Origin of the sequence: Silvibacterium bohemicum, assembly GCF_001006305.1 — a bacterium.
GTDB classification, from domain to species: Bacteria; Acidobacteriota; Terriglobia; order Terriglobales; family Acidobacteriaceae; genus Silvibacterium; species Silvibacterium bohemicum.
The window spans coordinates 26,514-39,984 of sequence record NZ_LBHJ01000014.1 but is presented as its reverse complement, the minus strand read 5'-3'; the positions used below and the strand labels follow the sequence as shown (position 1 = coordinate 39,984).

Here is a 13,471-nt window from a genome sequence, read left to right as displayed (position 1 = left end):
AGGGTTCCGTAATCCCACATCTCAACTGGAAGATGTGGGGCCCCCGGGCTAGCGGCGTTCTGGGGTAATCCGCACGAAGATGCCGTCGGGTAATTCGCCTTCGACCAGATGCACGACTCCACCTTTTACGAAGCCACGCAGCATTTGCGGTTTTTCGGCTCCAGCTGAGGCGGACGCGGGCGATCTGGATGATGATCCCGATGATGGCGATCCGGATGACAACCCAGTCGACGACGTTCGGCCGTTGTCGGAGCCGGTCCTTCCCATGCCGCGGTCCATGGCCAGGTTGGCGAGGCGGTCGGCACGCTGATTCTTTTCGCGCAGCACATGTTGGATCTGAAAAGCATCCAGCCGGGCGATGCGCCGCTTGGCCTCTTCGTAGAGCGGGCGCAGCTCAGGGCTGTTCACCTTGTATTGCCCCTTGATCTGCTTCACCATCAGCTCCGAGTCGGAGACCACCTTGAGACGGGGATGTCCCTGGGTGAGCGCGAAATCGAGGGATGCCAGCAGTGCTGAGTATTCGGCGTAATTGTTGGTGTGCTTGCCGAGGTATTCGCTCAGCTCCGCGACCGTCTCGCCATCCGCGCCCTGGATGAAGACGCCGAAGCCGGCGGGGCCGGGATTGCCGCGCGATCCGCCGTCGCAATAGGCGGTAACGAGGTCTTTGCTGTGAGAGGAGTCAGCCGGCCAGAGCCGTCCGCTATCTGTCTCGCCTTGACGGCTACTCATGTAGGGAGTTTAGACGATTTTCGGGGGTCGATTTCCACTCCTGTGGCATGGAAGTGAAGGATGCGATCCTGCAAAGACGATTTTTTGGGGGATTTGCTCACAAATAGAAAATCGGCTCGTCCCATGCTCGGGGATTCTCTGCCCATCGTTCAAGGAGCCTCGATGCCTGCTGATGCACTCCGTTTCGCCTCCCCATTTTCCGGGCCCTCGGCCGCGAGCAGTCCGCCAAAGATACAATCTTCGCGAGGGATGGCGATCGATCCACAGGCACGCGCAAGCGAGATGGAGCTGATCCGCGAGGCTCAGCAGGGATCGCGAGCAGCCTTTGACGCGCTGGTGCGTCAATACGATCAGGCGGTGCTGAGGCTGGCCTTGCACCTGACTGGCTCCGAACAGGATGCCGAGGATATTCATCAGGAAGCGTTCCTCAAAGCCTACCGGTATCTAGGCAATTTCCGCTTCGAGTGCTCCTTCTATACCTGGATCTATCGCATCGTCACCAATCTGTGCCTGGATCTGCTGCGGCGGAGAAAGTCGCGCCGCGAAGATCAGGCGGTGATGATCGATGCTTCGGGCGAGGAGATGGACCTGTTGAACAACGTCTCGGACGACCGCGCGAGCGCGAACCCGGACCGCGAGCTGAGCAGGAAGCTTTTAGGAGAAAAAATTCGCGAGGCGCTCGATCAGCTCACTCCTCGCGAACGCATGGTGTTTGAGCTCAAGCATTTCCAAGGGCTCAAGCTGAGAACGATCGGTGAAATGTTGCACACCACGGAAGAGACAGCGAAGAACACGCTCTTCCGGGCGACCAGGAAGCTACGAGCGAACCTGGCGGAACTGCGCTAAACCTATCCGGGCCCACCCGGAAGGCGAGGCGAACTTTTTTGAGGCTGTGAGGCAAAGGTATGACCATGAAGTGCGAAACCGCACAAGAACGCATTGCTCTGGCTGTTTACGGTGAACTGGCTGACGACCAGAAGCACCAGCTCGAACAGCATCTGGCCGCCTGCGACGCCTGCCTGCAGGAATGGGAGGGCGCGCAGGCGCTGGCCAAGGCCATGTCGCTGCTGCCTGTCGAGGAGCCGTCGGCCAATCTCGTTGCGCGCTCCCGGATGCGGCTCGAAGAGGCGCTCGATACCCTGCCGCATGGAGGATGGCTCTTCCAGCTTTCGCGGCAGTTTAGCCAGGGGATGAACCGGCTTCGTTCAGCTCCCGTCGCGGCTTCGGCACTGCTGGTGGTGGGACTTTCCGCCGGCGCATATGGCGGCTTTTGGACTGGCGAGCATGCCCATGCCGGCGAGCAAGCTAAGCTCGTCCAGCCATCCGCGTCCTCCGCAGCGATCAGCGAAGATCAGGCTGCGCCGATAGCCAACGTCAGCAGCGTGGTGCAGCAGCCCGGCTCGAAAAATATCGAGGTGCGCTACGACCGGCTGCTGCCGGGGTCGATGCAGGGCTCGAGCGATGACCCTGCGATTCGGCAGCTTCTCCTGCTGGGAGCCCAGAACCGCCTGAATCCAGATGTGCGTGCTAGCTCGGTGGCCTTGTTGGCCGACGGCTGCCGCAATCGTCATCTGTGCGACGACGCTCCTGTCCGCAATACGCTGATGGTGTCTCTGCTCTATGACAGCAGCCTTCCCGTTCGCCTGAAGGCGCTGGACGGCCTGCAGCCCTATATCGCCAACGACACCCGGGTTCGGGATGCGGTGCTGCAGTCGCTGCTCAACGATCCGGATACGCAGGTGAAGACCCAGGCTATCGGCCTGCTGGAGCCGGTGCAGGGGGATTCGAGCGTGCGCGAGGTGCTGCACACGGTAGCCGCGCGCGATGATAGCCCGCAGATACGGGATGTCTCGCAGCAGGTATTGAATCAGGTGCAGCAGATCCAATAGCGGCTATTTCCTAATAGCGTGACTTTGCCGGTAGACAGGCAGAACGACTCGTGAGCAGCCATGCGGCCTGTCCCATGGCCGCTCGCTGGGGCGCAACATCCGGCCTTTCCTTCTTTAAAATCTGCGCCCTGAGGATTACATTTGACCCGAGACGGCGTCTCAACAGCAGCCGGTAAACTTCCTCCGCCCAGAGAGGAGTCCGGGTTTTCGGAGTACGTCACATGAAATACTTTTTGAGGTTAGTGTCAGCAACAGTAGCAGCAGGTACCGTGGTTCTCGTTCCGGCAGGATTTGCCGCCGGGAGCAGCGGCAGACAGATTACGACCGTCATCGGCCAGTCGCCGGCGCTGCTTGCAGCCAGCAGCACTTCGGGCTATCTGGGCATTGGTCTCCGGGATATCGACAACAAGCGCGCGGCAAATCTCAAGCTCAAGGACACGACCGGGGCGGAAATCATCACCGTCGACCATGACGCTCCCGCCGGAGCCGTAGGCCTGAAGGTCCACGATGTAGTGCTGCAAATGAACGGCCAGCCAGTGGCCGGCGCCGATCAGATGCGGCGCATGTTGCGTGAGACGCCTCCCGGGCGGAGCATCTCGCTCGTCATCAGCCGCGACGGGCAGCAGCAGACCATCAACGTTGCCCTGGCCGATCAGGGCGCCCTGGAGCAAAAAGCGTTCTCAAACCTGGCTATCGTTCCCGATCCGGATGGCGACGGCGGAGGCATTGCCCTGGCGGCACCCAGCTCCCACAGCGGCGTGAAAGGGTTCTTCGGATCTCTGACCTTCGGGAGCACTTCGGTCGGCGTACAGCTGGATCCCCTTGGCTCGCAGCTCGCCGACTACTTCGGCGTGAAGGATGGCCAGGGGCTGCTGGTAAAGCGTGTCGCCGATAACAGCCCGGCTGCGGCCGCGGGCCTGAAGGCGGGCGATGTGGTGACCAAGGTAAACGGCCACGTTATGGCCACCCTCAGCGAATGGGCCAAGGCCATGCACGCCAATCGCGGCAAGCAGATCCAGGTGACCATCTTTCGCAACCGCAAGGAGCAGACGCTCAGCATGCAGGCCGGCGAGGGTAAGCACAAGGGAGAATTGCTCGTACCTCGCGGCCTGCCGGCGGAAGGCGCCGCAGCGCAGGGCCAGTCTTAGTTGCCACACTACATCTGCCATCTGCGAACGCCTTCGATCTTTGCCGTTTAACCCTTTTTGCGCTCCATTCGGCGCTGACCGCTCGCACGCAGCCGAGCGTATATGGTTCAATTCTAAGAAGCATGTCGAGCGTCAGCGAAGATACGGTTAAAGAACCGCGGGTTAGCGGCCAGCAAGGTCCCTCAGCGAAAGCTACGAAGGCATTGCCGGTGAAGCGTCCGCTCGTCCGCAAAGCGCGTGCGGCTGCCCGCAAGGCGCGTGAGCTGGCCATCGTAGGCCGGGCTCTGGCTTCGACGGGCCATCCGGTGATGGCGCAGATTGTGCCGATGCGCTTCTGCAATCTCTCGTGCGCCTACTGCAACGAATACGACAAGGTCTCCGAGCCGGTGCCTTTGGACGAGATGCTGCGCCGCATCGATCACCTGGGACGCCTGGGCACCAGCATCATCACCATCTCCGGCGGTGAGCCGACCACGCATCCCGACCTGGACAAGATCATTGCCCGCATCCGCCACAACGGCGCGCTGGCCGGCATGATCACCAACGGCTACTACCTGGTTCCGGAGCGCATCGAGCGGCTGAATAAGGCGGGACTGGACCACCTGCAGATCTCGATCGACAACATCGAGCCGGACGAGATCTCGAAGAAGAGCCTCAAAGTCCTGGACAAGAAGCTGCAGTGGCTCTCCGAGTACGCCGAATTCCATGTGAACATCAACTCCGTGGTCGGCGGAGGCATCAAGGATCCGCAGGACGCGCTGACCATCGGCCGCCGGGCGATTGAATTGGGATTCACCGCAACCATCGGCATCATCCACGATGGCGATGGCCAGCTGAAGCCGCTGGGCGACAAGGAACGCTCCGTGTGGTCGGAGATGCGCAGCTGGAAGAAGAAAAACTATTCGCGCTTCAACCAGTTCCAGGAAGCGATTGCCAATGCGCAGCCCAATGAGTGGCGCTGCCGCGCCGGCTCGCGCTACATCTACATCTGCGAAAACGGGCTGGTTCACTATTGCTCGCAGCAGCGCGGCTTTCCCGGGGTCCCGCTGGCCGAGTATCGCAAGGAAGATCTGAAGCGCGAGTTCCTGACTGAGAAGACCTGCGCGCCCCACTGCACTATTAGCTGCGTGCACCAGATTTCCTATATCGATCACTGGCGGGCTCCGCAGACCTCGCGCATTTCGCCGGGCTCGGCTGAAGGCCTGGTCAATATCCGCACCTAGGACTCGCCGTCCAGGCAGTTGCGCCTTTGGCGCCGGAAAAGTATCCGAGCGGATTCGTTCGCGGTACCTGCTCTTGATGTCAGATAAGCCATTGCCAAACGCCGACGCCCAACTCGCCTTCATCCGACGCCTGCCTAAAGCGGAGCTGCACCTGCATCTCGAAGGCACCATCGCGCCGGAGACGCTCGTCGATCTAAGCCAGCGCCACGACGGCAACCCTCTGAGCCTCGATCAGGCGCGGGCTATCTACCAGTACACCGACTTCACCGGCTTCATGATGGCCTTCAAGGCGGTCACCGAGCGCCTGCGCTCGCCGGAAGACTACGAGCTGATCACCTACCGCATGCTGCAACGGCTGGCGCTGCAGGGCGTGGTCCACGCTGAGGTATATGTATCCGTCGGAGTGGTCTATTACTGGCGAAAGATGGACTTCGATCCGCTCTTCGTCGGCATGGAGCGCGGTCGCAGCAAGGCGGAAGCAGACTTCGGCATCACCTGCTACTGGATCTTCGACGCGGCCCGGCAGTTCGGGCCGGAAGAGGCAGCGCGCGTCTTTCGTAAAGCAGCCGAGCTGCGCGGCGCGAACCCTTCGATCATCGGCATCGGCATTGGCGGAGACGAGCGGCATACTGGCGCCGATCCATTCCGGGAGCTGTATGCCGAAGCCCGCGATGCGGGGCTGCGACTGACCGCGCACGGCGGTGAGACGGTAGGGCCGGAAGGCATCTGGGGTGCAATCAACATCGGAGCCGAGCGCATCGGCCATGGCCTGTCCGCCATTCACGACGCGGAGCTGATGTCCGTTCTGGCCGAGCGCCAGATACCGATTGAGATCAACATCACGTCCAACCTGAAGACTGGCTGCTGCGTGGCGCTTGCCGATCATCCGGTGCGGAAGTATTTCGATGCCGGGCTGATGATCACGCTGAACTCCGACGACCCGGCCATGTTTCTCAGCTATCTCGAAGACGAGTATCGGATTGCGCAGAACGAATTCGGCTTTAGCGACGAGCATTTGCGCGAGCTGGCTGCGAATTCGATCGAGGCCAGCTTCTTGCCTGCCGAACAAAAAATCGAATATTTACGCCGTATTGAAAAAACGATCTGATGAGACCAAAGTGGTACACCATGGGGATGAAAACGGATTATCGGCGTAATCGAACTGAGCTATCATGATGGCAACGCGTGAGATCGAATCCGCGGAAAGAAGGTTCCCTGTGAGCATCCTGCCTGTGTTCGGATTGAAGTCGAGAGATGAGAGCCACCTGCCGCTGCGCGCCCTGGGATGGGCGTCGGTCGCCGTAGGTGTGGCTGCGCTTGGTCTCTATGTCGGTCGTGAATTGCGCATTCGCTACAAGTTCAAGCGCCGCACACCGAGCGATTTTTATTCGCACGCCGGGGATGAGCATCCAGCCGATTATGGGGTCGGCATTTAGCGCAAGATTTCTTTAAAAAATCTCTTGATACGACACAAAAGCCCCGGACCAGTCCGGGGCTTTGCTTTTTTCAGATGGGCTATCGAATCACATGAATGGGAATGCCGAGGTCCAGCTGCGACCAGACGCGATCCGCTGTATAAACCGGCACGCCAAGCTCGATCGCCAGAGCAAGGCAGGCACGATCTCCCAACGAGAGGCCTAAGTGTCGGGTCTGCAGAATCAGTCCCCCTGCACGCTTTGCATGGTGAGGATTAAAGTCCGCGACCTCCCCGATCGGGGCCATGATCGCCTCCCAGGCATCATTAGCGGGAATGCCCTTCATCACCAGCTTGCTATGAGCTTCAGCAAGATTCACTGAGCTGATGACCGAAAAGCTGATGATTTCCGATTCGGCAGGCATAGTGTCGACACCCGGCTCTTCTTTCACGAAGGCCAACAGAGTCGAAGCGTCGAGAACAAATTTACTCAAGCTTGGCGGCCTCACGGCGCTCTGCGATCAGCTCGTCTGCCAGAGACACACTATCAGGAATGTACTTGCGCACCAGAGCTCTGGCTTTCGCCAGCCGATGCCGCGCCGTAGTGATGCGCAGCCCGTCCTCTTCGAGACGCATTATCAGCTCCTCACCTGGCTCTATCCCGAGAGCGCGACGAAAAGATGACGGTATCACTATTCTGCCGTTTTCAGTCATAGATGTACGAAGGTCGCTCATGTGTCACCATTGGAATATTGTGTCATTTTTTATATATGATGGCAAGTTCATACCGAGCCTGCAGGTTGTTCCAAAGTGGAGCCTACAAGCGATATGCCGCTACCGCCGTCCATAAAAACAAGAGCCTCGGCGTCCCGAGGCTCTTGTCTGAGTTGGTTGGCTATGAGCTAGTTCTTGCCTGCAAGGCTGCGCAGCACATACTGCAGAATGCCGCCGTTCTCGTAGTAAAGAATCTCCTGTGGAGTGTCGATTCGGACCTTGGCTTCGAATTCCAGCGTTCTTCCCTCGGGAGAGGTCGCCTTGATGCGCAGCGTCTTCCCGTTGGCGAACTTTGCGTCGAGCAGCGCCTTCAGGCCGGGGAAATCGAAAACCTCCTCGCCGGTCAAGCCGAGGTATTCGACGTTCTGGCCGTCGAGGAACTGCAGCGGCAGGATGCCCATCCCCACCAAGTTCGACCGGTGGATACGCTCGTAGCTTTCAGCGATAACCGCGCGCACACCGAGCAGCTTCGGCCCCTTGGCGGCCCAGTCGCGCGACGATCCGGAGCCATATTCCTTGCCGGCCAGGATGACCAGCGGCGTCTTACGCTCCGCGTATTTGACTGACGCGTCGAAGATGCTCATCGCCTCGCCTTCGGGCAGCAGACGGGTGACACCGCCCTCGGTTCCCGGAGCGAGCTTGTTGCGCAGGCGCACGTTGGCGAAGGTGCCGCGAACCATGACCTCGTGATTGCCGCGGCGCGAGCCGTAGGAGTTGAAGTCTGCGGACTTGACGCCATGCTCGGTGAGATATTTCCCGGCGGGTCCGTTCAACTTGATCGAGCCGGCAGGCGAGATGTGGTCGGTGGTCACCGAGTCGCCGAGTACGGCGAGCACCCGGGCGCCTGCGATGTCTTCGACTGGTGCAGGCGTGGCCGGCATCCCTTCGAAGTAGGGGGCTTTGCGGATATAGGTCGAGTCAGTCTCCCACTGGTAGACATCGCCGGTGGGAAATTTCAGATGCTGCCAGTTCTCGTCGCCATCGGAGACCGTTGCGTATTCCTTGGTGAAGATGGAGGAGTCGATGGCCGAAGTAATGGTATCGGATACTTCCTGCTGCGACGGCCAGATGTCCTTGAGGTAAACGGGCTCGCCGTTCTGACCTTTGCCGATCGGGTCGGTGTCGAAGTTGTGGTCGATGCGTCCGGCCAGAGCATAGGCCACCACCAGCGGCGGCGACATGAGGTAGTTGGCGCGGACATCGGAGTTGATGCGGCCTTCGAAGTTGCGATTGCCGCTCAGCACAGAGACGGCGACCAGGCCATGATCCTCAATCGACTTGGACACATCGGAGGGCAGCGGCCCTGAGTTGCCAATACAGGTGGTGCAGCCGTAGCCGACGACGTTGAAGCGCAGCTTGTCGAGGTAAGGCAGCAGGCCTGCCTTTTCGTAGTAATCGGTCACGACTCGGGAACCGGGCGCGAGTGAGGTCTTGACCCACGGCGGAACGCTCAGGCCCTTCTCCACGGCCTTCTTAGCCAGGATGCCCGCGGCAACCATCACCGATGGATTCGAAGTGTTGGTACAGCTGGTGATAGCCGCAATCACGATCGATCCGTTGTCGAGGTACTTGTCGACATCGACATGGAAGCGGTCTTTGATCGAGGTGGTGGGTCCGGTCTCATGCACGCCATTCGAAGCCTCGGGTGTCTCCGCCGGATGTCCGCCCTCGCCCTCCCAGCGCACAACCTGGCGAACGCCATTCTTGTTGCCGTTCGGTCCGAGCAGGTTAGGCAGCTGCTTGGCAAAGCTCGCGCCCGCCTCCTTGAGCAGCACGCGATCCTGCGGACGCTTGGGGCCGGCGACGCTGGGCTCCACGGTGGCGAGATCGAGCGCGATGGTCTGCGAGTACTCGGCCTCGGGAGCGTTGGCGGCATGGAAGAGACCTTGCTCCTTGTAATAAGCCTCGACCAGCGCGATCTGCTCTTCGTTGCGACCGGTAAGACGCAGGTAGCGCAGCGTCTCGGCGTCGACCGGAAAGATGCCGCAGGTGGCTCCATACTCGGGGGCCATGTTGGCGATGGTGGCCCGGTCGGCCAGCGACAGCTCGCTGATGCCCGCTCCGTAGAATTCGACGAACTTGCCAACCACGCCGAGCTTGCGCAGCATTTCGGTGACGGTGAGCACGAGATCGGTCGCGGTTGCGCCCTCGCGCAGCTTGCCGGTCAGTTTGAATCCGACTACCTGCGGAACCAGCATGGAGACAGGCTGGCCAAGCATGGCAGCCTCGGCTTCGATGCCACCCACGCCCCAACCCAGCACGCCCAGTCCGTTGATCATGGTGGTGTGGGAATCGGTGCCAACCAGCGTGTCAGGATAAGCGACGGTCTTACCGTTCTCATCAAGCGTGAAGACCACGCGGGCCAGGTATTCGAGGTTCACCTGGTGGCAGATGCCCATGCCCGGGGGGACGGCCGAGAAGTTGCGGAAGGCCGACTGTCCCCACTTGAGGAAGGCGTAGCGCTCGCGGTTGCGCTGGAACTCGAGCATCGCATTGAGCGAGTACGAATTGCTGGTGCCGTACTCGTCGACCTGCACCGAGTGATCGATGACCAGTTCGGCAGGCTGCAGCGGGTTAATCTTCTGCGGATCGCCGCCAAGGACCTTCATCGCATCGCGCATGGCGGCGAGATCGACGATGGCCGGGACGCCGGTGAAGTCCTGCATGAGCACGCGCGCCGGCATGTAGGCAATCTCACGCGAAGGCTCGGCCTTCGGATCCCACTTGGCGAGAAATTCGATGTCGTCAGCGGTGACCGACTTGCCGTCTTCATGGCGGAGCAGGTTTTCAAGCAGGATGCGCAGGCTGAAGGGCAGACGGCTGAGCTGCACACCCTTCTTTTCCAGTGAATTCAGGCGGTAAATATCGTAGGTCTTGCTGCCAGACTTGAGCTGCGACTGGCTGCCGAAGCTATTTACGGATTGGCTCATCTCTCAGTTTCCTTTTCATAGGAGGGCTCTCCAGCGGAGAGCCGGTGCGGTGCGCCGCGGTCCAGGCGCGCGGAGGTTCACACGGCGTCAGGCGCGGAAAAATATGTCGGAGAAAGAGTACTTATTTAGATAGGAACCGTCCACGGTCCGGGCGGCCGTGGCGAAAACGCTTGAGAATTGGAGGCAAAAGCATGGTGCTCATCGTCCTGCCGCTATTTTAGGACAAACCCGATTCCAGTGTCAGGTTACGACGAACAGGCTTTCAGCACCATAATTTCAAAGGCCTTATGGCCCCAGCAATACTTATCGGGGCGGCGGCTTCCGTCATGTCGCGGCAAAAAGATTTGCCCTTGCCACAGGAAAGCTCGCCGGCTGCACGCACCATCCGCTAGCGATTCTCTTCCTTTTGCGATAAACTAAGTTAATTGAACTAAGTCCAGCGGAGGCGACTATGAATGAGATCAATATTCACGCTGCAAAGACTCACCTCTCTCGTCTGGTGGAAGACGCCTTGAATGGCAAGCCCTTTGTGATCGCGAAGGCCGGCAAACCGCTGGTGAAGGTTGTCCCTCTCGACAGCCCGGCTCCGGCGCAGCAGCGCCGTTTGGGCTTTATGGCCGGGGAGATCAAAGTTCCCCGTGACTTCGACCGCATGGGCAGCGTGGAGATCGAGAAGCTCTTCGGCGGCGGTGAGTGAAGCTGCTTCTCGACACGCACGTGCTGTTGTGGGCCGCGGGCCAGCCGGAGCGCCTTTCGCCTTCGGCCCGCAAGTTCATTAACGATCCGGGCAACCAGCTGTTTTTCAGCGCCGCCAGTCTCTGGGAGATTGCCATCAAGCGAGGACTGGGGCGCGACGACCTTCCGGTGGATCCGCGCCTTCTGCGCCGCGGCTTGTTGGATAACGGCTATATCGATCTTCCCGTGACGGGAGAGCACGCCGTGGCCGTTGACGGCCTGCCGCCGATCCATAAAGATCCCTTCGACCGCATCCTCGTCGCGCAGGCCATGGTGGAAGGCATCCTGCTGCTTACTGCCGATCGGCTGATGACGAAATACCCCGGCCCCATTCGCAGGATGTAAACGCGTCTCCTGCTACGCTGAAGTCTGCAATGAGCGAAACCGTTCTTCTTCACTTTTCGGGGGCCGATCATCCTGGCCTTACGACGGCTCTCACCGGTCTTCTAGCGGAATACGACGCCTGCATCCTCGACGTGGGCCAAGCGGTGGTGCATGAGACTCTGGCGCTCGGCCTGCTGATCGAGCTGCCCTCGGGCAGCGTCTTCGAGCCGTTGAAGGTTGCGCTTCTGGCCAAAGCACAGTCTCTGGGACTTCATGTCCGCTTCACGTCGATTTCGCATGAGTCTTTGAAGCATTGGCTCGCCGGCCAAAGCAAGGATCGCTTCCTCATCACGCTTCTCGGCCGCGCCATCTCTGCGCAGCAACTCTCGCGCGTGGCCGCGGTGCTCGCTGAGCAGGAGCTGAATATCGACCGCATCGAGCGGCTTTCGGGAAGGCTTTCGCTGGCAGTGCATTCTCCGAATGCCAATGCCTGCGTGGAGCTGCGCGTGAGCGGGGTGCCGCGTTCGCAGGATGAGATGCGCGCCGCATTTCTCCGCCTGGCGCAGGAGTTCCCTATCGATATCGCGTTTCAGCGCGAAAGCATCTTTCGCCGCAACCGGCGTCTCTTCGCCTTCGACATGGATTCGACGCTGATTCAAGGCGAGGTGATCGACGAGCTGGCCAGGATGGCTGGCGTCGCCGATCAGGTGGTGAAGATCACCGAGTCTGCGATGCGCGGGGAGATCGAATTCCAGGAGAGCTTTCGGAGGCGTGTGGCCCTGCTCAAGGGACTACAAGGCTCGCGCGTTCGCGAGCTTCTGGACAAGATTCCCCTCGCCGAAGGCGCAGAGCGGCTGATCTGCACATTGAAGACGCTGGGTTACAAGACAGCGATTTTATCCGGCGGATTTACCTTCTTCGCGCATCACCTTCAGGCGCGATTCGGCATCGATTACTTACACGCCAACGAGCTGGAGATGGCGAACGGCGTCGTCACCGGAGAGGTGACAGGCGCGATTGTCGACGGCCCGCGCAAGGCAGAGCTACTGCGGCAGATTGCCGAGCAGGAAAAGATCTCACTCGAACAGGTAATCGCCGTCGGCGACGGCGCAAACGACCTGCCCATGCTGAAGCTGGCGGGCATGGGGATCGCCTTTCGCGCCAAGCCGCTGGTGCGCCAGAGCGCCAGCCATTCGCTGACGCACCTTGGCCTCGACAGCCTGCTTTACCTTATCGGGGTGCGCGACCGCGACCTGGACACGCTGGAATGCTTCAAACCCGTCGCGGTTTCGTAACGCGGAAGATAGATGAATCGTGGGATTCTCATCGCGTGATCGGCTTCCCGGCGTGAAACCGCTGACGGCAGCAGTCTAAAATGATGGCGGCGCCGTCTCCTCGGGAAATGTCTTTCGGAGCCGGAGCGATTGGCCGATCGCGGAACTTGCGATCGACAATTACCGTATTTCATCGCGGGAGCTTTTATGCAGAGTCGCATTGTCGGGACCACCATGCCGGTCCTTGAATTTATCCTCGACCACAACGATGCCGTGATCTCGGAAGCAGGCGAGCTTTCCTGGATGAGCGCATCGATCCAGATGACGACCCACACGCAGTTTGGCGGAGGCGGCGGATTCTTCGGCGCGCTGAAGCGTGTGGCAGGCGGCGGCAGCCTGTTCATGACCGAGTACCGCTCGATGGGCGCACCCGGCGAGCTGGCTTTCGCCACGCGCGTTCCCGGGCATATTCTTCCCGTCGAAGTGGGTCCGGGGCTCGACTACTATGTGCATCGGCATGGCTTCCTGTGCGCGACGGCTCAGGTGCAGATCGGCGTGGGCTTTCAGCAATCGCTGGGTGCGGGCATCTTCGGCGGCGACGGATTTCTTCTGCAACACATCACCGGCCTGGGGATGGCATGGCTCGAGCTCTCGGGCGAAGTCATCACCAAAGATCTGGCCGCCGGCGAGACGCTGCGCGTGCATCCCGGCCATGTCGGGGCATTCCAATCCAGCGTGTCCTTTCAAATCACGCGCATTACCGGCATCCGCAACATGATCTTCGGCGGCGACGGTATTTTTCTGGCTGCACTCACCGGCCCCGGCCGCGTGTGGCTGCAGACGCTTCCGATTTCGAAACTTGCGCACCAGCTCCAGCCCTATTTGCCTGGGCAGGTGCGCGAGACGACGCAGGCAGGGGTCGTAGGCGGCATTGTCGGCTCCATCCTCGACGGTATGAAGTAGGGAGTTTCTGCGGCAGACGCTGCCAGCAGCCATCGTAGTAACCTGAATGCAACGTATTCTCCGGAGGC

General features: G+C 60.3%; 14 protein-coding genes. 10 read left to right on the top strand and 4 right to left on the bottom strand.

Annotation, left to right across the window (positions count from 1 at the left end; all coding sequences use genetic code 11):
• Positions 1-48 precede the first annotated feature (48 nt).
• The gene (locus XX99_RS20125) at positions 49-729 is read right to left on the bottom strand and encodes a ribonuclease HI family protein (protein ID WP_050061219.1); all 681 of its coding nucleotides are present in this window, start codon (positions 727-729) and stop codon (positions 49-51) included.
• Between the two features lie 249 nt (positions 730-978).
• Here XX99_RS20125 and XX99_RS20120 point away from each other — a divergent pair, with 249 nt between their 5' ends.
• From XX99_RS20120 to XX99_RS20095, 6 genes are all read left to right on the top strand, one after another.
• The gene (locus XX99_RS20120; RefSeq protein ID WP_050061218.1) at positions 979-1,575 is read left to right on the top strand and encodes an RNA polymerase sigma factor; all 597 of its coding nucleotides are present in this window, start codon (positions 979-981) and stop codon (positions 1,573-1,575) included.
• Positions 1,576-1,634: 59 nt separating this feature from the next.
• Positions 1,635-2,618 (top strand): anti-sigma factor family protein, encoded by a 984-nt coding sequence (locus XX99_RS20115; RefSeq protein WP_050061217.1) that lies wholly within the window; start codon positions 1,635-1,637, stop codon positions 2,616-2,618.
• 221 nt (positions 2,619-2,839) lie between these two features.
• Entirely contained in the window at positions 2,840-3,766 is a 927-nt protein-coding gene (locus XX99_RS20110; protein WP_082125771.1) for a PDZ domain-containing protein, read from the top strand.
• A 122-nt stretch (positions 3,767-3,888) separates the two neighbouring features.
• On the top strand, positions 3,889-4,989 hold the full coding sequence (locus XX99_RS20105) for a radical SAM protein (RefSeq protein ID WP_082125770.1): 1,101 nt from the start codon (positions 3,889-3,891) through the stop codon (positions 4,987-4,989).
• A 91-nt stretch (positions 4,990-5,080) separates the two neighbouring features.
• Positions 5,081-6,097: an adenosine deaminase gene (add, locus tag XX99_RS20100; protein WP_311732246.1), complete on the top strand. Its 1,017-nt coding sequence runs from the start codon at positions 5,081-5,083 to the stop codon at positions 6,095-6,097.
• A 109-nt stretch (positions 6,098-6,206) separates the two neighbouring features.
• Entirely contained in the window at positions 6,207-6,425 is a 219-nt protein-coding gene (locus tag XX99_RS20095; RefSeq protein WP_050061396.1) for a hypothetical protein, read from the top strand.
• A gap of 79 nt (positions 6,426-6,504) precedes the next feature.
• On the opposite strand, the gene XX99_RS20090 is transcribed toward XX99_RS20095, so the two are convergent.
• The 3 genes from XX99_RS20090 to acnA all read right to left on the bottom strand — a co-directional run bounded on the left by XX99_RS20090 (position 6,505) and on the right by acnA (position 10,107).
• Positions 6,505-6,897 carry a PIN domain-containing protein gene (locus XX99_RS20090; RefSeq protein ID WP_050061215.1) on the bottom strand — a complete coding sequence of 131 codons (393 nt, stop codon included), beginning with the start codon at positions 6,895-6,897 and terminating at the stop codon, positions 6,505-6,507.
• Positions 6,890-7,117, bottom strand: coding sequence for an AbrB/MazE/SpoVT family DNA-binding domain-containing protein (locus tag XX99_RS28155; protein ID WP_260315481.1), 228 nt, complete (start codon positions 7,115-7,117; stop codon positions 6,890-6,892). The genes XX99_RS20090 and XX99_RS28155 overlap by 8 nt, the downstream gene beginning before the upstream one ends.
• 188 nt (positions 7,118-7,305) lie before the next feature.
• Entirely contained in the window at positions 7,306-10,107 is a 2,802-nt protein-coding gene (gene acnA, locus XX99_RS20085) for an aconitate hydratase AcnA (protein ID WP_050061214.1), read from the bottom strand.
• 451 nt (positions 10,108-10,558) lie between these two features.
• Here acnA and XX99_RS20080 point away from each other — a divergent pair, with 451 nt between their 5' ends.
• From XX99_RS20080 to XX99_RS20065, 4 genes are all read left to right on the top strand, one after another.
• Complete coding sequence (locus tag XX99_RS20080; RefSeq protein WP_050061213.1) at positions 10,559-10,804, top strand: type II toxin-antitoxin system Phd/YefM family antitoxin; 246 nt, start codon at positions 10,559-10,561, stop codon at positions 10,802-10,804.
• Positions 10,801-11,187: a type II toxin-antitoxin system VapC family toxin gene (locus XX99_RS20075; RefSeq protein ID WP_050061212.1), complete on the top strand. Its 387-nt coding sequence runs from the start codon at positions 10,801-10,803 to the stop codon at positions 11,185-11,187. The genes XX99_RS20080 and XX99_RS20075 overlap by 4 nt, the downstream gene beginning before the upstream one ends.
• 29 nt (positions 11,188-11,216) lie before the next feature.
• A complete protein-coding gene (gene serB, locus XX99_RS20070) occupies positions 11,217-12,461 on the top strand; it encodes a phosphoserine phosphatase SerB (protein WP_050061211.1) in 1,245 nt (414 codons plus the stop codon).
• 186 nt (positions 12,462-12,647) lie between these two features.
• Complete coding sequence (locus XX99_RS20065; RefSeq protein ID WP_050061210.1) at positions 12,648-13,403, top strand: AIM24 family protein; 756 nt, start codon at positions 12,648-12,650, stop codon at positions 13,401-13,403.
• Positions 13,404-13,471: the final 68 nt, after the last annotated feature.